Source organism: Pseudothioglobus sp. nBUS_23 (assembly GCF_051201565.1).
Taxonomy (GTDB): domain Bacteria; phylum Pseudomonadota; class Gammaproteobacteria; order PS1; family Pseudothioglobaceae; genus Pseudothioglobus.
Genome location: NZ_CP179200.1, coordinates 1 through 24,224, shown reverse-complemented (window position 1 = coordinate 24,224; position 24,224 = coordinate 1). Strand labels below are relative to the sequence as shown.

The 24,224-nt window shown below is 39.3% G+C and carries 21 protein-coding genes; 13 read left to right on the top strand and 8 right to left on the bottom strand.

The window, feature by feature from the left end; translation table 11 throughout:
* The first annotated feature begins 2 nt into the window (after positions 1 to 2).
* From alaC to ribF, 5 genes are read left to right on the top strand one after another with little or no spacing between them, the layout of a single operon-like run.
* Complete coding sequence (gene alaC / locus ACMAZA_RS00105) at positions 3 to 1,193, top strand: alanine transaminase (RefSeq protein ID WP_435188957.1); 1,191 nt, start codon at positions 3 to 5, stop codon at positions 1,191 to 1,193.
* Positions 1,190 to 2,020 (top strand): ATPase, encoded by an 831-nt coding sequence (locus ACMAZA_RS00100; RefSeq protein ID WP_435188956.1) that lies wholly within the window; start codon positions 1,190 to 1,192, stop codon positions 2,018 to 2,020. Before alaC ends, ACMAZA_RS00100 begins: the two co-directional genes overlap by 4 nt.
* Positions 2,021 to 2,024: 4 nt before the next feature.
* Entirely contained in the window at positions 2,025 to 3,077 is a 1,053-nt protein-coding gene (gene metA / locus ACMAZA_RS00095; RefSeq protein WP_435188954.1) for a homoserine O-succinyltransferase MetA, read from the top strand.
* Between the two features lie 2 nt (positions 3,078 to 3,079).
* Positions 3,080 to 4,096, top strand: a complete 1,017-nt coding sequence (gene mutY, locus ACMAZA_RS00090) for an A/G-specific adenine glycosylase (RefSeq protein ID WP_435188952.1) — start codon at positions 3,080 to 3,082, stop codon at positions 4,094 to 4,096.
* A 38-nt stretch (positions 4,097 to 4,134) separates the two neighbouring features.
* A complete protein-coding gene (gene ribF / locus ACMAZA_RS00085) occupies positions 4,135 to 5,058 on the top strand; it encodes a bifunctional riboflavin kinase/FAD synthetase (protein WP_435188950.1) in 924 nt (307 codons plus the stop codon).
* On the opposite strand, the gene pyrC is transcribed toward ribF, so the two are convergent.
* Both pyrC and secA read right to left on the bottom strand, forming a co-directional pair.
* Positions 5,055 to 6,110: a dihydroorotase gene (gene pyrC / locus ACMAZA_RS00080; RefSeq protein ID WP_435188948.1), complete on the bottom strand. Its 1,056-nt coding sequence runs from the start codon at positions 6,108 to 6,110 to the stop codon at positions 5,055 to 5,057. The genes ribF and pyrC overlap by 4 nt on opposite strands.
* Positions 6,111 to 6,122: 12 nt before the next feature.
* Positions 6,123 to 8,801: a preprotein translocase subunit SecA gene (secA, locus tag ACMAZA_RS00075; protein WP_435188946.1), complete on the bottom strand. Its 2,679-nt coding sequence runs from the start codon at positions 8,799 to 8,801 to the stop codon at positions 6,123 to 6,125.
* A 31-nt stretch (positions 8,802 to 8,832) separates the two neighbouring features.
* On the opposite strand from secA, the gene ACMAZA_RS00070 reads away from it, so the two are divergent.
* The 6 genes from ACMAZA_RS00070 to ACMAZA_RS00045 all read left to right on the top strand — a co-directional run bounded on the left by ACMAZA_RS00070 (position 8,833) and on the right by ACMAZA_RS00045 (position 12,830).
* Entirely contained in the window at positions 8,833 to 9,141 is a 309-nt protein-coding gene (locus tag ACMAZA_RS00070) for a hypothetical protein (RefSeq protein ID WP_435188944.1), read from the top strand.
* Between the two features lie 82 nt (positions 9,142 to 9,223).
* On the top strand, positions 9,224 to 9,841 hold the full coding sequence (gene petA / locus ACMAZA_RS00065) for a ubiquinol-cytochrome c reductase iron-sulfur subunit (protein WP_435188942.1): 618 nt from the start codon (positions 9,224 to 9,226) through the stop codon (positions 9,839 to 9,841).
* A gap of 3 nt (positions 9,842 to 9,844) precedes the next feature.
* Positions 9,845 to 11,074: a cytochrome b gene (locus ACMAZA_RS00060; RefSeq protein WP_435190505.1), complete on the top strand. Its 1,230-nt coding sequence runs from the start codon at positions 9,845 to 9,847 to the stop codon at positions 11,072 to 11,074.
* A gap of 3 nt (positions 11,075 to 11,077) precedes the next feature.
* Positions 11,078 to 11,761 carry a cytochrome c1 gene (locus ACMAZA_RS00055; protein ID WP_435188940.1) on the top strand — a complete coding sequence of 228 codons (684 nt, stop codon included), beginning with the start codon at positions 11,078 to 11,080 and terminating at the stop codon, positions 11,759 to 11,761.
* A gap of 72 nt (positions 11,762 to 11,833) precedes the next feature.
* Positions 11,834 to 12,463 carry a glutathione binding-like protein gene (locus ACMAZA_RS00050; protein WP_435188938.1) on the top strand — a complete coding sequence of 210 codons (630 nt, stop codon included), beginning with the start codon at positions 11,834 to 11,836 and terminating at the stop codon, positions 12,461 to 12,463.
* Between the two features lie 7 nt (positions 12,464 to 12,470).
* Positions 12,471 to 12,830, top strand: a complete 360-nt coding sequence (locus ACMAZA_RS00045; protein WP_435188936.1) for a ClpXP protease specificity-enhancing factor SspB — start codon at positions 12,471 to 12,473, stop codon at positions 12,828 to 12,830.
* Here ACMAZA_RS00045 and bioD read toward each other — a convergent pair.
* Positions 12,822 to 13,463 (bottom strand): dethiobiotin synthase, encoded by a 642-nt coding sequence (gene bioD, locus ACMAZA_RS00040; RefSeq protein ID WP_435188935.1) that lies wholly within the window; start codon positions 13,461 to 13,463, stop codon positions 12,822 to 12,824. The genes ACMAZA_RS00045 and bioD overlap by 9 nt on opposite strands.
* Positions 13,464 to 13,513: 50 nt before the next feature.
* Here bioD and ACMAZA_RS00035 point away from each other — a divergent pair, with 50 nt between their 5' ends.
* Both ACMAZA_RS00035 and leuS read left to right on the top strand, forming a co-directional pair.
* Positions 13,514 to 14,452 (top strand): dihydroorotate dehydrogenase, encoded by a 939-nt coding sequence (locus ACMAZA_RS00035; RefSeq protein ID WP_435188933.1) that lies wholly within the window; start codon positions 13,514 to 13,516, stop codon positions 14,450 to 14,452.
* 17 nt (positions 14,453 to 14,469) lie between these two features.
* Entirely contained in the window at positions 14,470 to 16,932 is a 2,463-nt protein-coding gene (gene leuS, locus ACMAZA_RS00030) for a leucine--tRNA ligase (protein WP_435188931.1), read from the top strand.
* Positions 16,933 to 16,940: 8 nt separating this feature from the next.
* Here the strand turns inward: leuS and ACMAZA_RS00025 are convergent, their stop codons facing one another.
* From ACMAZA_RS00025 to dnaA, 5 genes are all read right to left on the bottom strand, one after another.
* Positions 16,941 to 17,801, bottom strand: a complete 861-nt coding sequence (locus tag ACMAZA_RS00025; protein WP_435188929.1) for a phosphoribulokinase — start codon at positions 17,799 to 17,801, stop codon at positions 16,941 to 16,943.
* A 113-nt stretch (positions 17,802 to 17,914) separates the two neighbouring features.
* On the bottom strand, positions 17,915 to 20,302 hold the full coding sequence (gene gyrB, locus ACMAZA_RS00020) for a DNA topoisomerase (ATP-hydrolyzing) subunit B (protein WP_435188927.1): 2,388 nt from the start codon (positions 20,300 to 20,302) through the stop codon (positions 17,915 to 17,917).
* Between the two features lie 100 nt (positions 20,303 to 20,402).
* Entirely contained in the window at positions 20,403 to 21,488 is a 1,086-nt protein-coding gene (gene recF, locus ACMAZA_RS00015) for a DNA replication/repair protein RecF (protein WP_435188925.1), read from the bottom strand.
* Between the two features lie 12 nt (positions 21,489 to 21,500).
* Positions 21,501 to 22,604, bottom strand: a complete 1,104-nt coding sequence (gene dnaN / locus ACMAZA_RS00010) for a DNA polymerase III subunit beta (protein WP_435188923.1) — start codon at positions 22,602 to 22,604, stop codon at positions 21,501 to 21,503.
* Positions 22,605 to 22,810: 206 nt separating this feature from the next.
* On the bottom strand, positions 22,811 to 24,124 hold the full coding sequence (dnaA, locus tag ACMAZA_RS00005) for a chromosomal replication initiator protein DnaA (protein WP_435188921.1): 1,314 nt from the start codon (positions 24,122 to 24,124) through the stop codon (positions 22,811 to 22,813).
* Between the last annotated feature and the right edge of the window lie 100 nt (positions 24,125 to 24,224).

The window sequence follows — 24,224 nt, the reverse complement described above, 5'->3', positions numbered from 1 at the left end:
TAATGAACGAAAATTTTGCAAGAATAGACCGACTACCCACTTATGTTTTTGCAATTACAAACGAACTAAAGGCAAAAGCACGGGCCAAAGGCGAAGACATTATTGACTTTGGAATGGGCAATCCAGACCAGCCTACACCAGCTCATATTGTTGAAAAAATGGTCGAGGTCGCTAGGCGAACAGATACTCACCGCTACTCTGCTTCAAGAGGCATCCCTCGCCTTCGCCGCGCAATCACCAATTGGTATAAAGACAGGTATGGCGTAAAGCTTGACCCTGAAACGGAGGCTATTGTTACCTTGGGCTCAAAAGAAGGGCTTGCTAATCTAGCACAGGCAATCGTAAGCAAGGGAGAAACGGTTCTTGTTCCAAGTCCTGCCTATCCTATCCATCCTTATGGGTTTGCTATAGCCGGAGCAGATATTAGGTCAGTTCCATGCGGTCCTGAGCATGATTTTTTTTCTGAGCTAGAAAAAGCCATTCAAGACACGTGGCCTAAGCCAAAGGCAATAGTTCTTAACTATCCGTCAAATCCAACATCTGAATGTGTTGAGCTGGATTTTTTTGAACGTGTAATCAAAATTGCAAAAGACCATCAAATTTGGGTTATTCAAGACTTAGCCTATGCTGATATTGTTTTTGATGGATACAAGGCTCCAAGCATTTTCGAGGTCGAGGGGGCAAAGGAAGTGGCAGTCGAGTTTTTTTCTATGTCAAAAAGCTACAATATGCCCGGCTGGAGAGTTGGCTTTATGGTCGGCAATAGCTCCCTAGTTTCTGCTCTTACTAAAATAAAATCATATTTAGATTATGGAATATTTACTCCAATTCAAGTGGCTGCCATTGAAGCTCTTGAGGGAGATCAGAACTGCGTTCAAGAAATATGTCAAATGTATCAGTCTAGGCGTGATATCCTTTGCTCGGGACTTGAAAGCATTGGGTGGAGCGTTGATAAACCAAAAGCAACGATGTTTGTGTGGGCAAAAATACCTGAGTATTATCGAGCCATGGGTTCTTTGGAATTCAGCAAAGAGCTGATTAATCGTGCCAAGGTTGGAGTTTCTCCAGGTGTTGGATTTGGAAACTATGGGGATGAGTATGTGCGCATTTGTTTAATTGAAAATGAGCATAGGATCCGCCAGGCAATTAGGGGCATCCGAAACATGTTTAAAGAAGACGGGCTTATAAAATGACCTTAGCCAAAGACTTTCTGGAAGCTAAAAATAAACGCATCACGCTCTTAGGGATGTCTGGTGTTGGAAAAACACACCTTGCAAAACTTATAGGCGAAGAGGGTGATTGGTTCCATTTTTCTGGTGACTATCGAATTGGCGCCAAACACCTCAAGGAAGAAATCATTGCCAATATTGCCAACAAAATGAGCTCCAATAATTGGCTTAAAGTGCTTTTAGAGAACAAATCTATTAGTGTCAACAGCCAAGTGACTTTTGACAACCTCGAACCGATATCGGCGTTTCTTGGAAAGGTTGGCAACCCCGAAGAAGGCGGACTTCCTATCAGTGAATTTATTCGCCGCCAAAGTCTTTTTTTTGAAGCAGAAAAAAAGACAATGCATGAAGTGCCAGAATTTATTGCAAAATCCCAAGCAAAAGGGTTTAGCCACTTTATAAATGATGCTGGCGGAAGTCTTTGTGAGCTTGAAGACCCGAAACTTTTTAAGTTGCTCTCTGCTAATACCCTTATTATCTATATTAAAACTAGCAAAGAAAACGAGCATGCGCTTATTGAGCGGGCCAAAGAAAACCCGAAGCCAATGTATTACAATCCTGTTTTTTTTCAGCGCTCAATAAAGAACTACCTGACCGAAAACAATTTAGAGTATGCTGCAGAAATCAGCCCAGACTCATTCGTTAGCTGGGTTTTTCCAAAGCTTATTGAAGACAGGCTTAAAAAATATTCTAAAATTGCAAACAAGTATGGCTGCACTATTCAAAGCGACGACCTCCATAGCTGCAGCTCTGCAAATGATGTGATTGATTTAATCTCTAGCGCACTCTGAAACCATGCCACTTATAGCAAACACCAATCTGCCTTCCTTTGAACGCCTTGAAAAGCAAGGGGAAACAATACTCTCCGAAGAAAGGGCCTCTCATCAGGCCATTAGAGCTCTTCATATAGGCCTGCTGAACATGATGCCAGATTCTGCACTCGAGGCGACTGAAAGACAGTTCTTTAGGTTGATTGGTCGCTCTAACCAAGTGCTTCAGCTCTATATTCATCCATTCTCAATTCCTAGCATCAAACGAGGCAAAAAGGCCTCAGAGCATATTGACAAGCATTACAAAACCTTTGATGAAATAAAGGACCATGGTCTTGATGCTCTAATTATTTCTGGGGCAAATGTATCTCATCCAGACCTTGAGAAAGCGCCTTTTTATAAAGAGCTTCGCCAAGTAGTTGACTGGGCCTACGATAATGTTACCTCAACGCTTTGTTCTTGCCTTGCTACTCATGCTGTTTTAGAGTTCATGTACTCACAAAAACGCACCCCAAATGGCAAAAAACACTGGGGGGTTTTTCCTCATCAGGTCGTTGATAGAACTCACCCGCTGGTCAAAGGCGTGAACACGCGTTTTGATATTCCACACTCCCGCTTCAATGGAATTTCTGAAGCTCAGTTTAAAAAAGCAGGAGCAAAGGTTTTAGCTACCAGCTCGGTTGGAGTTCATTTAGCTGTGAGTCAAGACCAGTTTCGGCTTGTTTTTTTTCAAGGGCATCCAGAGTATGACTCAATTAGTCTTCTGAAAGAATATAAAAGGGAGGTCTCTATATATTTGGAGGGAGGTCGCCCAGACTATCCGCCTTTTCCAACCAACTATTTATCGTCACAAAACTGCGCCATTCTAGATGAATACAGGTCAAGATTAGAAAACAATTCGGCCACTATCGCAGACTTTCCAGAGGCGCTTATTATGAAAACAATAGACAACACATGGCACGACAGCGCTAGCGCCGTTATCAACAACTGGATTGGTTGCTTTTATCAAGTAACCAATGTAGAAATTAAGTTGCCATTTATGGAGTCAGTAGACCCACAAAACCCACTTGGTTTATAAAAGTGACAGAACTGGCCAAGGAGCTATTAATTTGGTTTAAGAGCCATGGAAGAAAAAACCTTCCATGGCAGTCTTCTCCGCCAAACATTTATCATGTTTGGCTTTCTGAAGTGATGCTCCAACAAACCCAAGTATCCACCGTTAAAGATTACTTCAATGACTTCATTAAGGCATTTCCAGATATACATGCACTGGCTTCAGCTGGCGAAGACAAAGTAATGGCGCTTTGGGCGGGACTTGGGTATTATAGCCGGGCTCGAAACCTTCACAAAACTGCAAAGATAGTATCTGCTAAGTATAAAGGGGTGTTTCCTAAAAACGAGTCTGAGTTGATCTCATTGCCTGGAATCGGCCCATCAACTGCTGGGGCAATCTTGTCTTTAGGAAGCAACCTAAGGTCGCCAATACTTGATGGCAATGTTAAAAGAGTTCTTACGAGATATCACATGTTAGATGGCCATTATTCAGAGGCGCCTGTGATGAAGAAACTTTGGAGTCTTGCCAACTTTCACACCCCCTCAGAGAAAAATGCAGAGTACACTCAAGCAATAATGGACATTGGAGCAACAGTTTGTGTTCCAAAAAACCCTTTTTGTGACAAATGTCCAATCTCAACCGGCTGTGAAGCATTCATCAACAATGCGCAACTGCTTTTCCCGAAGAAAAAAACAAAAACAGCCCCAAAGCCTGAAAAAAAAATAGTTTTTCTGATTTATCTTAATGAAAAAAAAGATGTTTTTTTGATGAAGAGGCCAAGTCCAGGGGTTTGGGGCGGGCTTTGGTGTTTTGAAGAGTGTCAAGAGACAAAAACAATGATTGAAAAAACAATAAAAATACATAACAGCAGAGCAACAGTTATTCGTCGCCTCGAAAAATTTAAACACGCCTTTACTCATTATAATTTATGGATTACCCCCATAATAATTAACTCTCCAGGTGGCAAAAAAAATTACTTTAAAACAAACACTCTTTTAAAGGGAGTGCCTGCGCCTGTTAAAAAAATAATTCAGTCACTTTAATGATAAATAAAGAATGTTATCGACAGTAAAATACGCTTATGGAATTAATTAGGGGACTTCACAATCTAAAAAGCCTGTCTGGGTGCGTTTTAACTATTGGTAATTTTGATGGGATTCATGTCGGCCATCAAGAAATACTAAAAAAACTTGTAAAAAAAGCCGAAGAACTTGGGCTTCCTTCTCTAGTCATTTCCTTTTCAGTAACCCCTGAAACCTTTTTTGGCAGACCTAAGGCCAGAATTAACAACTTCCGAGATAAGCACCTACTGCTTGAATCCCTTGGAGTTGATAAGCACCTTTTAATTAGATTCAATAAGTCTTTTTCTGAGCTAAAAGCTGCTGACTTCGTTAATAAAGTGCTTGTTGAAAAAACAGGGGTGCGATACTGCCTTGTTGGTGATGATTTTCGCTTTGGAAAAGGCCGAGAGGGTGACTTCTCTATGCTCAAACAAATGTCTTTAGAGCATAACTTTGAATTACAAAAAATTAAAGGTGTTTCAATAGAAGGCCTTCGTGTCAGCAGCTCTGAAATAAGGAATATGCTCTCAAAAGGAGACTTTAAAAGCGCCGAAATCTTTTTGGGAAGACCTTTTTCAATAAGTGGAAAAGTAGCACATGGAGACCAAATAGGAAGAACGATAGGCTTTCCTACAGCAAATATAGGCATAAAAAGAAAGCTTAGCCCGGTGTTAGGGGTTTATAGCGTAAATATTGTGCATAATTCTGACACCTACGCTGGAGTTTGTAATGTCGGAAGGCGTCCTACACTTGGCGGCACAAAAACACTTCTAGAGGTTTTCATTTTTGACTTTGACCAAGAAATCTATGGTGAGTATGTTAACGTTATTTTTAGACAAAAGTGCCGAAACGAAATCAAGTTTGGGTCGTTTGATGAATTGAAAAAACAAATAGAAAGGGATGTCGAAAAGAGCCAGGGATACTTTAAAACCCCCACAAACTAGAGCATAAGCCTCCATGAAAGCTGCTCTTCAGCTAAAAAAGGAATAACTTTAGAGTCAGAAAAACTATAGCTTTTTGGAACCATCCATGGCCTTTTTTCAAGCGTGATTATTTCTGTATTTCGCTTCAAACCATAAAAATCTGCCCCGTAGTTCGAAGCAAAGCCTTCTAACATATCAAGCTTGTTTGCTTTTTCAAAGGCATCAGCATAGAGCTCGATTGCGGCATGAGCACTAAAAACTCCCGCACAACCGCAAGCTGACTCTTTTTCATTTTGATAATGAGGGGCTGAATCTGTCCCAAGAAAAAATTTAGGATTTCCAGAGGTTGCTGCTGCAATTAAAGCGTCTTGATGAGGGACTTTTCTTTTAAGAACAGGCAGGCAATAATAGTGGGGTTTGATTCCACCAACAAGCATATGATTTCTATTGGCTAGAAGGTGGTGGGCAGTGATTGTCGCACCTATGGTATCCCGAGACTGTGTAACAAAGTCAACCGAGTCCTTTGTTGTAATATGCTCCAAAACTACCCTTAGCCCTGGAAACTTATTAGTAAGAGGCTCAAGTATTGTTTCTATAAACACAGCCTCCCTGTCAAATATGTCTATATCATCATGAGTAACTTCGCCATGAACTAAAAGAGGGATGCTTTCTTTTTGCATTTGTTCTAAAGCTGGATAGACATTTGGCAAGCTTGTCACCCCGCTCTCTGAGTTTGTGGTTGCCCCAGCAGGGTAGAGCTTTACAGCATAGACATGCTCTTCATTGCTTGCATTAATGATGTCTTGTTTAGTCGTATTATCAGTAAGATACAAAGTCATCAGAGGGTTAAAGTTTGAGCTTTTTGGCAGCGCGCTAACAACCTCCTTTCGATAATCTAGTGCCTGTTTGACTGTTTTAACTGGAGGGGAGAGGTTTGGCATTATAATTGCCCTACCCATCTGTCTAGCTGTCATACCAACAACTGATCTCATAGCCTTTCCCTGCCTCAAATGAAGGTGCCAGTCATCAGGCCTAGCAAGTTTAATTTGCTTAATCAGCGGCTTAGCTAGCATAGAGTTAAATCATTACCCATGACACTGCTTGTATTTTTTACCCGATCCACATGGGCAAGGATCATTTCTGCCCACCTTAACATTTCTTTTTGCTGTTTGTGGGGTTGCTCTTCTGGAGGGAGACGCCTTTCTTTGGGGCGGCTCAGGGCTGTCTGCCCGCGCCCTCTCCTCAATAATTTCTTTTTGTTGCGCGCTAACTTGTTCAAGATTTACACTACTCAGTGCCTTCACAATTTCAATATTAATTGTGTCAAGAAGCTGCGTAAACATATCAAATGACTCTCTCTTATACTCTTGCACTGGGTTCTTTTGGCCATATCCACGAAGGTTTACGCTTTGTCTAAGCTGGTCCATTACGGCTAGGTGCTCTTTCCAGTGATGGTCTAGAGCTCTGAGCATAACAGCTTTTTCAAATGTCCTCATAGTATCAGCGCCAAGATTTTTTTCTTTGGCTTCATGAGATGCTGCAAAGCCAGACTGAATCATTTTAAGAATTTCATCAACATCCATTCCTTCATCAATCATTCCTTTAAGAGGAATATCAGTACCATATGACTCTAATAAAGCGCGCTGAAGTCCGTCAACGTCCCAATCCTCCTCGAGTACTTTTGGCGAGATATGTTGTGCAAAGAGGTCGCTTATAACCTCATCTCGAATTGTTTCAAAACGATCCTTAACATCTTCTTTGCCCATTAGCTCGTCTCTTAACTCATAGACAACCTTTCGCTGGTCGTTTGCTACGTCGTCATACTCTAAAAGGTGCTTTCGGGCATCATAATGCATCCCCTCGACTTTTTTCTGCGCATTGGCGATAGTTTTATTCAGCCAACTGTGCTCTAAAGCCTCTCCCTCTTTCATACCTAATTTTTTCATCATGCTTGCTGTCTTTTCAGAAGCAAATATTTTCATTAAGCTATCTTCTAAAGACAAGTAGAATCGGGTAGATCCAACATCCCCCTGTCTAGCAGCCCGGCCTCTTAGTTGATTATCAACTCGGCGAGATTCATTCCTTTCTGTTCCAATAATATGAAGGCCTCCTGCCTTAATTACGGTATCATGATTTTCAGCCCAAGATTTTTTGTCTGACTCACTAGCGCCTTCTACCGGCCTCCCTCCAAGAACAATGTCTGTTCCACGACCAGCCATATTGGTCGAAATTGTTACAGCGCCAGGGGCTCCAGCATTTGCAACTATCTCAGCCTCGCGCTCATGTTGTTTTGCGTTGAGAACTTCATGCTTAATTTTGTTTTTCTTGAGAATGTCAGAAACACTCTCTGAACTTTCAATACTACTGGTTCCAACAAGAACTGGTTGCAGCCTTTCTTGACACTCAACAATGTCTTTAAGCACTGCATCAAGTTTTTCATCCATGGTTCCGTAAATCAAGTCCGAGAAGTCTGTCCTGGCTGAGGCGGTGTTAGGTGGAACAACAACAACCTCTAGGCCATAAATATCTTGTAGTTCAGCAGCTTCTGTCTCAGCAGTTCCAGTCATACCAGAAAGCTTGCCATACAGCCTAAAATAATTTTGATATGTTATTGATGCTAAGGTTTGGTTTTCTTGCTTAATGCTGACATTTTCCTTAGCCTCTATTGCCTGGTGAAGACCTTCTGACCACCTTCTACCTTCCATTGTTCTTCCAGTAAACTCGTCCACGATTATTACTTCATCATTCTTAACTATGTAATGTACGTTTTTTTGAAAGAGTACATGCGCCCTTAGCCCAGATATAAGATGCTGCAGCAAAATAATATTGCTTGGATCGTATAGAGTAGATCCTTCAGTCAATGCGCCTGCCTCAATAAGCATGTTTTCTGCTTTTACATGGCCATCATCGCTCAAAAATACTTGCTTATGTTTCTCGTCAACCGTATAGTCTCCAGGTGTTATGATTTCTAATTCTTTTCCCTGGCCTCTCTCTATTTGGAGGGTAAACCTTGGAATCATTGTGTTGATAGCCTTATAAACTTGGCCATGATCGCCACTTGGTCCTGATATGACCAAAGGGGTTCTGGCCTCATCAATCAAGATTGAATCAACTTCATCGATAATTGCAAAAGAAAGGTCTTGGAGCATTTTTTGATCACTTGAAAAAGCCATGTTATCTCTTAGATAATCAAAACCAAGCTCATTATTTGTGGCGTATGTGATGTCGCACGAATATGCTTTTTGCTTTTCCTCTCCAGACATGCCTGATATTGAAGTTCCAACAGTGAGGCCCAGGAAAGAAAAAATCTTACCCATCCACTCTGCGTCCCTCGACGCCAAATAGTCATTAACTGTAACAACATGAACCTTATTGCCAAATATTGCATTAAGATAAGCTGGTAGCGTAGCAACCAGAGTCTTTCCTTCTCCTGTTCCCATTTCAGAGATGCACCCTTCATGAAGAACCATTCCGCCAATAAGCTGAACATCGTAATGCCTTAATCCAAGCGTTCTTTGACTAGCCTCTCTAACCGCTGCAAAAGCCTCAGGAAGAATATCTTCTGTAGTTTCATTATTTTTTGCTCTTTGCTTGAGTCTGGCAGTTATTGAAGAAAGCTCATCGTCACTCATAGACTCCATTTGTGACTCTAGGGCATTGATCTTTGCTACCTGGCCGCTATATTTTTTGATAAGGCGATCATTGCGAGAGCCAATAACCTTTGATAAAACATTATTTATAATACTCATTGAAGAACAAAACATTAGTTGACAAAACTGTGGTATTTTCTCACATATGCAGGATAAAACTAAAGAAAACCCGACAAATTTTACCCCTGGTGGCAGCCTTGGCCTTTTGTTTGAAAAGGCTAAGTCTCACAACCACTTTAATGAACTTTTGAAGAAAGAGCTTCCTCGAGAGCTTGCTGGACTCTCTTTATGTTTAATTGAAAACAACAAAGTCTTTCTTGCAGCAAAAAACCCCTCAACTGCTTTTCGAGCAAAGAAGCAAAAAAATAAACTTTTGTCGATCATTAACAAAATCGATGGGCTCTCAAATATTGAATTGTTATCGATCAGTGTTGATGAAAAAAATACTAGTTAAGTTGAATCATTTTTGCTTTTAAATTTTGCCTCTATACATTATAATAGTGCGGTTTTAAAACTTAACATCGCCTAGAATTTATATGTCTGAACAAACTATTGATTTAAAAAAGAGACGCTTTTTGACACAAGCAACTGGTGTTGTTGGTGCTGTTGGGGTTGGCTTCGTAGCCTGGCCCTTCCTGTCAACATGGAAACCATCAGCCAAAACTAAAGCTGCAGGAGCTCCAGTTGATGTCGACATTTCAAAGCTTGAATCAGGTCAACTTGTGAGAGTTTTGTGGCGAAAAAAGCCTGTTTGGGTTTTTAAAAGAGATAAGTCTGCTCTAGACGCCCTTACATCGGAAGAATTAATGAGCAAGCTAGCAGACCCAAGTGGAACCGGAAATTCAAAAAATCAACAACCAAAATATGTGTCTTCAAGTTTTCGCTCAATAGAGAACAAAGAAGAGGTTGCTGTGATAGTTGGTGTTTGCACACACCTTGGCTGCTCTCCTACATATAGACCAGAGCCAGGCGCTTCTGACCTAGGTGGTGATAGCTGGAAAGGTGGGTTCTACTGTCCGTGTCATGGCTCTAAGTTTGACCTTGCTGGTCGTGTTTATGCGGGGGTCCCAGCACCAACAAATCTTGAAATACCGCCATATCAGTATGTGACTGATTCACTTATTCGAGTTGGCATTGATCATAAAAATACATAATTAATCAGTATGAAAAAAAATCAAAGCTGGATAGACCAAAGGTTCCCTCTCTCAAAAGTTTGGAACGAACATTTAGCAGAATACTACACGCCAAGAAACTTTAATTTTTGGTATTTCTTTGGTGGGCTTGCCGTGCTAATGCTTGGTATGCAACTAATTACAGGGATATTTTTAACAATGTACTACAAGCCAGATGCGGCTAACGCATTTGCCTCAGTAGAATACATTATGAGAGATATCGAATGGGGCTGGCTAATTCGCTACCTTCACTCTACAGGCGCATCAGCATTTTTTGTAATTATTTATCTTCACATGTTTAGGGCTCTTCTTTATGGCTCTTACAAGGGTCCAAGAGAATTTCTATGGATTTTAGGAATGCTTCTTTACGTTTTGCTTGCTGCAGAGGCGTTTTTTGGGTATGTCCTTCCTTGGGGGCAGATGTCTTTTTGGGGTGCTCAAGTAATTATCTCTCTGTTTGGCTCTGTGCCAGTTATTGGGCCAGACCTATTGGTATGGATACTGGGTGACTATGCTGTTGGAGACGCCACCCTGAATCGCTTTTTCTCTCTTCACGTAATTGTATTACCATTGCTTTTAGTGGTTCTAGTTTTTCTTCATTTGGTTGCACTTCATCATGTTGGCTCTAACAACCCTGATGGTATTGAAATTAAAGAGAACAAAGATAAAGATGGCATCCCTAAAGATGGTATTCCTTTTCACCCATACTTTACAATCAAAGACAGTATGGTTGTTGTAGGCTTTATATGGATTATGTGCGCGGTGATTTTCTATGCGCCTGCTCTTAATGGTTATTTCTTAGAGCATGCCAACTTTGTCGAAGCAAATCCTCTTAAAACGCCTGAGCATATTGCCCCTGTATGGTACTTAACTCCTTTTTATTCAGTCTTAAGGGCGATACCACCAATGTTTGGCTCTCAATTTCCAGGTGTTTTGGCTATGTTTGCTGCAATTCTTATCTTTTTTGCATTGCCATGGCTGGATCGAAGCCCAGTTAAATCAATACGCTATAGAAGCCCTATTTATAAGTGGGCTCTAGGCATTTTTGTTGTTAGCTTTGTTATGCTTGGCTGGTTAGGACTAAAACCTGTAACCCCAACATATGCTTTATTGGGGAGAATTGCAACAGTACTATATTTTGCCTATTTCATTTTAATGCCTTGGTACACTTCAATTGGAAAAACAAAAGAAGTGCCATTAAGAGTTACGGAGTAATATATGAAAAGTTTGAAAACTCTAGCTCTTGTCTTTTCTTTATCGCTTTTATCATTGAATGGGTTTGCTGCGAGCAAAGTTCACCTTGACCACGCTGATACAGACATTATGGATAGAGCCTCTCTTCAAAACGGTGCTAAGCTTTTTATGAATTATTGCTCGGGTTGTCACGCAATAAGCTTTATGCGCTACAACAGAATAGGTAGTGATTTGGGCTTGTCAGATGAGTTGATTGCCCAAAACCTTATGTTTGCAGGCAATAAACCAGGCGAACCAATGGTTACTGCAATGCCAGAAAATGCCGCATCGAAGTGGTTTGGAGGAGTGCCTCCAGATCTTTCTCTAGTTGCAAGATCAAAAGGAACAGACTGGATCTATACTTACCTAAGAAGCTTCTATGAAGACGAATCAAGAATATTCGGCGTAAATAACAAGGTTCTAGTCAATGCATCAATGCCTGATGCGCTCTGGTCCCTCAGAAAAGATCAGTCTGAAGCTGAATTCGACAATAGTGTTCGTGATATTACAAACTTCTTAGATTATGTCGGCGAACCAGCAAAGCTCATTCGCTTGCAGCTTGGCAAGTGGGTTCTCTTGTTTTTAGGTGTCTTATTTATTCTTGTTTATATGCTTAAAAAAGAATACTGGAAAGATGTCAAGTATGGCGTTTGGAGACGTCGCGACTAATTTCTGTTACAATCTTTCATCGCTTCTGTCTTCTGCTGTGCTGACTGAATATTAAACTAAACTGGTAAAAATATGCTATCAAAACCTAACCCCGCTTCTACAACACTATACTCTGCATCGCAAGAACTTGAGTCTCACGCTGTAAGATTCATTATGGCGCACAAATCGATTGAAAGAGAAGTGGTAGAAGTCAGCTTTGAGGAAATGCCTGAAGAAGTTCTAGAACTCAATCCATGCGAAACACTGCCCACTCTTTTTGACAGAGGCATGGTTCTGTACGACCTTTCTGTGATCATGGAGTATCTCGATGAGCGTTTTCCCTTCCCCCCTCTTTTGCCGGTGGACCCAATTGAAAAAGCTGAAAAGCGCCTTCTAATCTATCGCTTTACAAGAGCAGATGGCTGTTGGTATGAGTTAGTTAACACTATCCTTAACGGAAACAAAAAAGAGGCGGACGCAGCAAGAAAAACTTTGAACGGAAACTTGTTAGAGTTGCTCCCTCTTTTTGCTCATAAGCCATATTTCAAAAGTGACACAATGACTCTAGTTGATGTTTGTATTGCACCAATTCTTTGGAGGCTTGATGTTTTAGGAATATCACTGGGTGAAAAAGCTAAGCCAATCAAAGATTATGCAAATAGGCTTTTTGAAAAAGAAGGCTTTCATGACAGTCTTACTTTTGCTGAAAAAGACTTCAATTAATTAGCAAATGTCAGGAGTTATTCCCTATCTTATTCGCGCTTATTGTGACTGGATAGAGGATAACAAGCTTACGCCATATTTGCTTGTAAATACAAAAAGTGTTGGCGTAGTTGTTCCTGAGGGGCATGATGCAAACGGAAAAATGGTCTTAAACATTAGCTCTTCTGCAACTGTTGGTCGTACTATTAATAACGAAGCAATAATCTTTAAAGCGCGCTTTCAGGGCAAGTCGCAAAAAATTGTTGTGCCGTGTAATGCGGTTCTATCAATTTATGCTCATGAAAATGGTGAGGGCATGATGTTTGATATGCCAAAATCTGATCAAGAAAAAAACGACAAAAAACCAAGCCTTAAAATTCTAGATTAGTTTCTCTATCTCAGCGCAAAAAGGCTTTTGCTTGTTTTTTGAATATTCTAAGACTGGGGCTTTAGTATAAGCCCTTAATGCCTGAGCATTAGATAGATGATTTGGCGTCATTTCATTAAGAACAACACAGGCTATATCCAAATTATTAGTTTGAGCGGCATTGATTGATAAAAGCGCCTGGCCAATTGCACCAAGCTCATCTTTAACCACGATGATGATTGGCATTTTTAGCTCAATCGCTAGGTCAGAGTTGAGCGCATTGTTTGCGATAGGGGAGTATATGCCTCCAGCCCCCTCAACGAAAACAAATTGCTCTCCTATCTTTGATTGGCAGGCTTTAACAAGGTCAAAAAGCCCTAGGGGCCTATCAGCGAAGACGCTTGCCTCTTCGGGGCTCGCCTCAAGCTCATAACAAAATGGGCACACTACATCTATATCCTCTCCAGAAGCACATGCTTCATTAAGCTTAATAGCATCTTTTGGAACATAAGAGCCGTTTACCATTTCGCAGTCTGTTTCTACTGGTTTTCTTACAACAATTTTTCTTCTTTTTCTAAGATGCTTTATTATTTCGACTAAAACGGTTGTTTTTCCAACCTCTGTGTTGCTTCCAGTGATAAAAACTCCATTCATAAAGACATTTTAGACCAAGTTGCTGACTCCAAAGTCGTCATAAAAGTATAATGTCGTCAATGCAAAATAATCTTAAAACAAGCTTTTGTGGGATCACTCTTAACTCCCCAATCATTTTGCTCTCAGGATGTGTAGGGTTTGGCGAGGAGTACACTAGAATCAAAGGTTTTTCCAATTCTGATGTGGGTGCTGTTTGTTTAAAAGGAACCACTCTGGCTCCGCGACTTGGAAACAAAGCGCACAGAATTGCAGAAACCCCAAATGGTATGCTGAATGCCATTGGACTTCAAAATCCAGGAACAGATACTGTGATTAATGATATCTTGCCTGCTCTAGACAAAGATGAAACTCGTTTTATCATTAATATCTCTGGATCTAGTGTTGAGGAATATGGGGAAATTGCAAAACACTTTGATGACACCGATATAGATGCTATAGAAATTAATATTTCTTGCCCTAATGTAAAAGAGGGTGGTGTTGCTTTTGGAAATGACCCCGATATGTCATTTCGTGTAGTAGAAATATGTCGCAAGAACACTAATAAACCCATAATCACCAAACTATCGCCCAATCAAACTGATATTGCTGGGAATGCTCTACGCTGCATTGATGCTGGTAGTGATGGACTCGCGGTCATAAATACGGTTATGGGAATGGCTATAGATATCGAAAAAAAACAACCCGTTATTGGCAACAACCAAGGTGGGCTCTCTGGTCCCGCTATCAAGCCAATTGCACTTCTTAAAGTTCACCAGGTATACGAGGTTAGCAAGAAACACAACATACCCATAATTGGACAGGGCGGCATTGTTACTGCTGAAGATGCAATAGAGTTTATAATTGCAGGCGCTGACACAGTGGGCATTGGCACTGCATTGTTTTACGATCCACTTATTTGTAAATCAATTAACGACGGAATAAGTAGCTATTTAGACGCACACAAACTTGACAATGTGAGTTCTCTTGTCGGAACACTAAGCTTAAATTAATTAATCACCGATCAACAATGCAATACGAATACAACGCCAAAAATATTGAAAAAGAAGCTCAAGACTATTGGGCAAAGAATAACTCATTTGTTGTAACTGAGGATCCAAAAAAAGAAAAGTATTACTGTCTATCTATGTTGCCATATCCTTCAGGAAGGCTTCACATGGGGCATGTTCGCAACTATAGCATTGGCGATGTGATCTCACGATACCAAAAAATGCTGGGTAAAAATGTGATGCAGCCCATTGGCTGGGATGCTTTTGGACTGCCAGCAGAGAATGCGGCCATTAAAAATAAAGTGCCGCCAGCAGGCTGGACATATGAAAACATTGGCCACATGAAAGAGCAGTTGATTGAACTAGGCTTTGGTTATGACTGGTCAAGAGAGTTGGCAACATGTCATCCTGAATATTACAAATGGGAGCAATGGTTTTTTATAAAACTCTTTGAAAAAGGCTTAGTTTATAAGAAAAAAGCAATTGTTAACTGGGATCCTGTTGATCAAACTGTTTTAGCAAATGAGCAGGTAGTAGAGGGTTGTGGTTGGCGCTCAGGCGCACCTGTTGAAAAGAAAGAAATCTCGCAATGGTATATGAAAATAACTGATTATGCTGATGAGCTTTTAGCAGACATTCAAAACCTACAAGGTTGGCCAGATGCGGTTAGGATGATGCAAACAAACTGGATAGGAAAATCAGTCGGTCTAGATATAAATTTTAAGATTGGTACTGCAAGCTCTCTAACAGTTTATACAACAAGACCTGATACACTTTTCGGTGTTACCTATCTGGCCATTGCTGCAGAGCACCCTATTGCAATTGAGGCAGGAAAAAATAACCAAGAAATCCAAACTTTTCTTGATGATTGTAAAAAAATGGAAACGGCCGAAGCCGCCATGGAAACAATGGAAAAGAAAGGGATTGATTCTAAGCTGAAATGCATCCATCCTCTAACAGGCGAAGAGGTATCAATCTGGATTGCTAATTTTGTCCTTATGGGATATGGCACCGGCGCAGTCATGAGCGTTCCCGCACACGACCAAAGAGACTATGAGTTTGCAAAAAAATACGACATACCTATAGTGAATGTTATTTCTGATAAAAACGGTTTTGTAGACACATCAAATGAGGCCTACGTTGAAAAAGGTGTGCTCATTAACTCAGGTGAATTTACTGGCCTAGGTTTTGACGAAGCATTTGAGGCCATCAGCAAGAAACTATCCAGCCTTTCAATGGGCGAGGAAAAGACAAACTACCGCCTTAGGGATTGGGGAGTATCTAGACAGCGATACTGGGGTTGTCCTATACCAATAATACACTGTTCAGAGTGCGGCGCTGTTCCTGAAGATCTTGATAGGCTTCCTGTCAGGCTGCCAGAAAATGTCTCTATAGATGGTGCAGGATCACCACTTAAACAAATGTCAAGCTTTGTTAAAACTAAATGTCCAAACTGTAAGGGCGAAGCGCAGAGAGAGACTGACACCTTTGACACTTTTTTTGAATCATCGTGGTATTTTGCGCGATATACCTGTGTGGATCAAAAGGAAGCGATTTTGGATGAGAGGGCAAATTACTGGCTGCCTGTAGACCAATACATTGGTGGAATAGAGCATGCTATATTACATCTTTTATACTCTCGTTTTTTTACGAAACTCTTGCGCGATGAGGGCATTGTAAAAACTAGCGAACCATTTACAAACCTACTGACTCAAGGCATGGTTTTAAAAGATGGTGCAAAAATGAGTAAATCCAAAGGGAATACGGTTGACCCCCAAGAGATGATTTCAAAGTATGGTGCAGACACTGCTCGTCTGTTTATCTTGTTTGCAGCTCCACCAACTCAAGACCTAGAGTGGTCCGACTCAGGAATAGAGGGGGCTCATAGGTTTATTAATAAATTCTTTAGATTAGTAACCGGCTTTATTAAACTAAAAGAGGGTGTGGAGATTTCCAAAATAGATGATTTAAATCTAAATGAAGAGCAGAGGTCTATTCGTCAAAAGACTCACTTGGCACTGAAAAAAGTTGGCGATGACTTTGGAAGAAGGCATTCGTTCAATACTGCTATTGCAACTATGATGGAACTTAACAACTTGGTTTCTAGGTATGCGGACACTTCCCAACAAGGTATAGCAGTAAAACAAGAGGCTATTGAGATAATGGTCAAATGTTTAAGCCCTGTGATGCCTCATGTTTGTCATCATTTGTGGTTTTTATTAGGCGGAAAAAATGCTGTAGTAGATTCGCAGTGGCCCGAAGTTGATGAGTCTGCGCTGATTCAAGAAAGAGTGCAAATCATTGCTCAGGTTAATGGAAAGCTAAGATCTAAAATCATGGCGCCTCTTGATTCGGACAACCAGGCTGTTCAAGAAATTGCACTTTCAGATGAAAAAATTGTTAAATTCACAATGGATAAACAAATAATTAAAGTAATTGTAGTGCCAAATAAACTAATAAATATTGTGGTCAGAGACAAGTGAAGAAGGATTCATTGGTCTAGCATTTTCTCTATTTGCTCTCTTAAAATTAATTCCATTACAAACCCCATCTTGCCTCCTGGCACAACCAATGTGTTTGGTCTAGACATAAAGGATCCTGCAACCATATCTTGTAGATAAACAAAGTCACAGTATTTATGATCTTGAAACCTGACAACAACAAAACTCTCGTCCTGAGTGGGTATATCCCTTGCAATAAAGGGGTTTGAAGTATCAACGGTTGGAACGCGCTGAAAATTAATGTGTGTTCTTGAAAACTGAGGAGTGAGGTAATTTATGTAGTCCCACATTCTTCTGTGAATTGTATCTACCGTTGCCTCAGCAGAATACCCTCTATGCTCTTTATCTCTATGAATTTTTTGAATCCATTCAAGATTAACAACTGGAACAACCCCAATCAAAAGATCTACAAATTTTGCAGCGTCAATTGGTCCATCTTTAACGCCTCCATGAAGCCCCTCATAAAACAAAAGATCACTCTCTCTTCCAACCTCCTTCCACTCTGTGAATTCACCCGCGCCTCTTCCAAACGGAATGCCCTCTTCATCTGTGTGAATATAGTAACGTCTTTTACAGTATCCGTTTTCACCATAATCTTTAAAGGTTTTTTCTATAAGATCAAAATGATTAGCCTCGGGGCCAAAATGACTAAAATGTTTATTTCCTATCTTGTTTTTCTTTTCCATGGCAGCTGCCATTTGCTTTCTATCGTATTTATGGAAGCTGTCCCCTTCTATCACAACTGGTTTTGCACCCACTCTTTCAAAAATATGGTTGAACGCATTTTTAACTGTAGATGTGCCTGCTCCTGAAGAGCCGGTGATTGCGATCACAGGATGTTTCTTTGACATAACCCTACCATTTGTAAGTAATTAGATTATTATCATACAAAGGGGGTTGGCTAGTTGGTAATAAAATTCATTGCCCTAATTAGCTGAATTCAAGTTATTAGAGCAACCAAAAACTAAAAATCTAGGTTGTCAACTTTGAGTGCATTGTCCTCAATGAAGTTCCTTCTTGGCTCCACTTCATCTCCCATAAGGGTTGTAAAGACGTCGTTTGAAGCAATCGCATCCTCAATCTTAACTCTAAGCATAACCCTAGTCTCAGGATTCATTGTGGTATCCCAAAGCTGGTCTGGATTCATTTCACCAAGGCCTTTATATCTTTGGAAGCCCTGACCTTTCCTTGCTTCGTTTAAAAGAAACTCAAGTGCAGTGGTGAAATCTGGTGTCTTTAGTTCTTTTGCGCCTTTTTGAATATATGACTCATCATTAAACATACTCTCTACTTCGCTAGAATAGCTCTCAATGTTATGATAGTCCTTAGACCCAAAAAAAGCCTCATCTAGAACCGATGTGTCTGTTTCAACCCCATAAGTTCTCATGGTGTAGCTAATCGCATCACCGGAGTAATTAAGTGTATGGCTTTCAGCCATAGAGCTATTTTGGTTCATTTTTTCTTGAAGGTTTTGACACCACTCCTTGGCAGAATTAGCCTCTTTCAAGTTCAGTTTCGGCATACCCAAAATAGACTTTAAGAGCAGTTCATTGTATTTTTTTGACAGCCTATCAATAACACCGATGGTTTTATAGTATTTGTTTACAACTTTCTCTAACGCAACGCCTTGAATAGCGGGCGCATCTGAAGATACAAATAAGCTTGCATCATGGATAGCTTCTTGTTGCAAATATTCATTGAGTTCAGCATCGTCTTTTAAATAACGCTCTTGTTTTCCTTTCTTAATTTTATAAAGAGGGGGTTGAGCAATAAACAGGTAGCCATTCTCAATCAGCTCTGGAAAGTGCCTATAAAAAAACGTTAAAAGCAAAGTTCTTATATGTGCCCCATCAACGTCAGCATCTGTCATGATAACAATCTTATGGTATCGTAATTTTTCAAGATCGTATTCCTCCTTACCAATGCCACATCCTAGCGCAGTAATGAGTGTACCAACCTCTTGAGAAGAAAGAATTTTTTCAAACCTAGCTTTTTCTACATTTAAGATCTTACCTTTAAGTGGAAGAATTGCTTGGGTTCTTCTATCTCTTCCTTGTTTGGCAGAGCCACCAGCAGAGTCACCCTCAACGAGAAATATTTCTGACTCGGCAGGGTCTTTAGTTTGACAGTCACTGAGCTTTCCAGGAAGGCCTGCAATGTCTAAAGCCCCTTTTCTTCTTGTCATTTCACGAGCTTTTCTGGCCGCGTCCCTTGCCCTAGATGCCTCAAAAATTTTACTAATGATTATTTTGGCTTCGGCTGGGTTTTCTAAAAGATACTCACCTAGTTTTTCGTTAACCGAAGATTCTACGGGCGCCCTAACCTCAGAAGAAACAAGCTTATCTTTGGTTTGAGATGAAAACTTAGGGTCGGGAACTTTAATAGATAAAATTGCAGTTAGTCCCTCTCGAGTGTCTTCGCCTGTAATGGCTGCTTTTTCTTTTTTTGCCAACCCTGAGGCATCAATAAAACTATTGAGTGTTCTTGTCAGCGCTGCTCTCAAACCAGCCAAGTGGGCTCCACCATCTCTTTGTGGTATGTTGTTAGTAAAACAATAGACGCTCTCCTGATAGGAGTCGCTCCACTGAAGAGCAACATCAACAGCGATGTCGTCTTTTTCGGTGGCAATTGAAATTATGTCACTATGGATAGGGTTTTTTGATTTATTAAGATGCTCAACAAAAGCTGTAATACCCCCCTCATAAACAAAAACATCTTTTTTATCACTTCTTTCATCAATAATTTCAATATGGACACCTGAATTTAAAAAAGAAAGCTCACGAAGTCGGTTTGATAGTGTTTCAAACTTATACACTGTTTCTGTAAAAATTTCTGCGCTAGGCTTGAAATGAATGATTGTTCCAGATTTATCGGTTTTTCCTGTTGTTTTGATTGGTGCTGAAGGCACACCAAGCACATAATCTTGCTCATAAACATCGCCATCCCTGTGAATGGTTAAATGAAGGGATTCTGATAAAGCATTAACTACGGAAACTCCTACACCATGCAGCCCTCCAGAAACTTTGTATGAATTATCATCAAACTTTCCACCAGCGTGAAGAACTGTCATAATAACTTCAGCAGCAGATATTTTTTCTTCAGGATGAATGTCAACAGGAATTCCTCTGCCATCGTCTGTAACAGATATAGAGTTGTCATCATGAATGATCACCTCTATTTTTGAACAATGGCCAGCTAGTGCCTCATCTATTGAGTTGTCTACAACCTCAAAAACCATGTGGTGTAAACCAGTGCCATCATCCGTGTCACCAATGTACATTCCTGGGCGCTTTCGAACGGCGTCCAAACCTTTTAAAACTTTAATATTTGAGGCTTGGTATTCTTCGGCCATATTTGCCCTTTTTAAATAAAATTTATTATACCACGGCTAATAACTTAGGCATTAAATCATCTACTTATTTTAAGGTTTTATAAATAATTGTTTATTGCTCTTAAAGCCCAGTAATGACGCCATTTTCGATATTATAAATAGCAGACGCTTTTTCTCTTAAAGGAAGTTTTTTGTTGCCTATATCAGTCATAAAAATTTGAACTTCTAAATCAGTCAGAAAGTCTAGTATTGATTTAATTTTTATATTGTCTAATTCGGAAGAAATGTCGTCTATAAGTACAATTGGTTTTTTACCTTTTTTAACCAACGCTAAAACTTGAAGCGCCCAAAAAACGATAGACATTTTCTTTTGTTCCCCTCTTGAAAGATAGTTTTCGCTTTGTCCGTTTAAGGAAAAATCAACACTGGCTCGATGCGGGCCATAATTTAAGTATTTGTTTCTCTCCAATGTTCTTTTGTTGTTTAATAAAAATGAGGTTATGTTTTGTTTGTTAAGAGGGTCAGTCTCCTTTGACCACCCATTTTGAAGCTCAAATATAAAACTAGAAGATGAGTCTAATAAATTTACAAAACTTTTAGATTTATTTTCGTTAAATATTGAAGAAAGTTTTTCTATATAGGTAATGCGATCCTGTGTAATATCTACTGAAAGACTAGCAAGTTGGGTTAGCCATTCATCAAGATGTATTTTTTCTCCATTACTCAATATGATGTTAATGTTTTTCAGTGTTTTTTTATATGAAGCGTAGGTTTTAAGTGTTTTGTCGTTTCCGTGGTATACACCCCAATCGAGATAAGATCTTTTAAGCTTTGGGGTTCCACCTACAACAAACCCACGATCAGGAGATATAATTTGAATGGGTAGAAGTTGACTTAAAAAACTATTACTAGGGATTTTTTTTCCATCAACTAAAACACGGCTCTTTTCTCGGCTTTTGCTCAAACTAATCTTTTGTTCATCCACAATTGCAGTGATTTGAATTTGACGATCATCAAAAGGAATAATGTCTTTAAGGTTTTTGGTTTTAAAAGACCTTCCGTGTCCCAAGTAATATAAAGACTCGATAAAGTTAGTCTTTCCCTGGCCATTTTTTCCAACAACTAAGTTGGTTGTAGCTATGGGATTAAAATATTGATCTGATAAGTTTCTAAACTTTAGAATATGGATCTTTTCGATAGTTGCCATTTGGCTTGATATCTAGATTCTCATCGGCATAATAATATATTGATAACTCTCATCATCTATAGCGCTGAGCAAGCAAGATTTGTTTTCACCGCCAGGTATCACCATGTTCACGCTCTGAGAAGAAAGCTTTTCTAAAACAGAAATTAAGTAGTGAATATTAAATGCTATTTCAAGCTCTTTTTCTTGTTTTGTAACCTCAATTTGAGTTTCAGCCCTTCCTCTTTCTGAGTGAGAAAAAATACTTAATTTGTCTTCCCTAAATACAAGCTTGACTCCCTTTGTTCTCTCGTCAACAAAGATTGAAGCCTGTTGAAGACTTGATAAAAAATCCTCCCTATTGATAACAATTGTATTGCTGAAATCTGTTGGCATTACTTGCTTATAGTTTGGAAAGTTCCCATCAATAAGGCGACTGATGATTTTTGTATTGCTGTCAATTAGTGAAAAGTAGTTGTCTGATAAGTGTATTTCAGCAATATCCTGAGAGCTTTTATTTAAAAGCTTAGTAAGCTCTAAAACTGCTTTCCTTGGCAAAATAACTGTCTTTTTTTCATCTAAATTATTAGTTTGACTGACCTCACCTATTGATAATCGGTGACCATCTGTCGCTACAACAGTCAATGAGTCTATGTTTAATTCAAAATACAGCCCATTTAAATAGGCCCTAATGTCTTGGTTTCCCATCGAGAAACTTGTATTTTCAATCAGCTCCTTTAAGGCTTCTTGTTTGATTTTTATAATACTAGTATTTTGTGTTTTTGGAAGCGCTGGAAAATCTAAATGGTTGAAGGTATTTAGCTCAAAAGTGTTTTTATTTGCGTTTAAATAAACTTTGTTTTCTTCAATTTTGAACTTAATTTGAGTTTTTTCAGGCAGCTTCCTAACAATATCGATTAGATCTTTGGCGTAAATAGTAAAAGTAACTTCTGAGCTGCTTTTGATTTTAGATGACGCACTTATTTCTAACTCCATATCTGTTGTTGTTAGTGTAAGTATGTTCTCACTTAATTGAATTAATACATGAGAAAGTATTGGGAGTGTTTGTTTTTTCTCCACAACACCGATGACAGTTTGAAGTGGCTCGATTAACTCTTCAACGCTTAATTCCGTGTTCATAATTTACCTTTCTATATAAATTAATTATTGTTACTATTAGTCTATGGGTTTCTTGTTAGTTTCTTTCATTTAATAATTAAAATCAATAACCTATCTTGTGATTATTTTGTTAGTATCTTTGCTGATTAGTTCTTAAGTTGTTAGTTATTAAACTAATTATAAAATGTTTTCATTCTTGCTAACAACACAACTAATAATTATTTTGTTTATAAGTTAGTAATTTTAATTTTAATGTTTTCTATGTCGTTTTTTATTTCCTCGTTTGTTTCAATTAGTGCTTTCAGTTTTTCACAAGAGTACAGTACAGTAGAGTGGTCACGATTTCCAAAATTTTGACCAATTTTTGCTAAAGACAAAGAAGTAAGCTCATGACATAGATATATAGCCATCTGCCTAGCCTTGACCAGGTGTTGCTTTCGAGAGTTTGACACCAAATCTGAGACGGTAATACCATAATATTTGCTGACAGTTTTTTGTACCTCATTAACCTCGATAAATAATTTTTTTGGTTTAATTAAATCACCAAGTGCGCCCTCTACAACATCTTTGGTTATAAGTGAGTGGTCGATTTGAGAGAAGTCAACAAAGGCTTTAAGCTTTAACAGCGCCCCCTCTAAATCCCTCACATTTGAAACAACATGACTTGCAATAAACAAGGCAACGTCTTCGGTAAGACTAAGAGAAATTTGTGGGTTTTGTGATTTTTTAAGCAATATTGCAGCGCGCATCTCTAATTCTGGTGGAGATAGTTGTAAATTTAGGCCTTGTGAAAACCTTGTTTTTAGTCGGTTCTCAAGATCTTTAATGTTTTTAGGAGGCTGATCACAAGTGAAGATGATTTGTTTTTTGGTGCTAAAGAGAAAATTAAAAACATGAAAAAACTCTTCTTGAGATTTGTCCTTTCCCGCAATAAGATGAATGTCATCAACTAACAAAAGGTCAGCAGACTGATAAAAAAGCTTCACGTTTTCAATTGTGTTGTGTCTAAGGCTTGTCGTAATGTTTCTAACAAAATCCATAAGAGGCACATAGATTATTTTAGCGCTAGGATTTTTTTCAAGCGCAAGGTGTCCTGCTGCTTGCATGAGATGTGTTTTTCCCAAGCCTGATTCCCCATAAATAATAAATGGATTGTAGGGAGAGGCACCAATTTTTTCAGCGATTTGTCGGCTAGCTAGAGCAGCCACTTGATTTGCTGTTCCTAAAACTAAATTATCAAAGGTATATTCTGGAAAAAGCGGTGTTGTATGATGTTTTGTTTGGCTGTTTAATTTTTTTTTGGACTCTGTTACCCCAAACCGAACTTTAATTTTTCTGTCTTGTTCTGAAACGGCAAGTACAATTGCCGACTCTAGGTTTTTGTGATTTTGAATATACTTAAGCGCTGAAGCGCTAGGTGCATTAAGATAAAGAATTTCATTTCGTTCAGAAGCTTGCAGTGGCTTGACCCACACACTATACTCGCCAAGGGGTAGAGAGCTTTTAAGAGAGTCTAAACATTTGGCCCAGGTCTGTGACATTGGAGACTAAAAAATTTGGAATTAAAATTCTAATGATACCTGTAATGACGTTAAATTTGATTAAAGCATTAATCTAGAATAGTTGGATTTAAATCCCTAA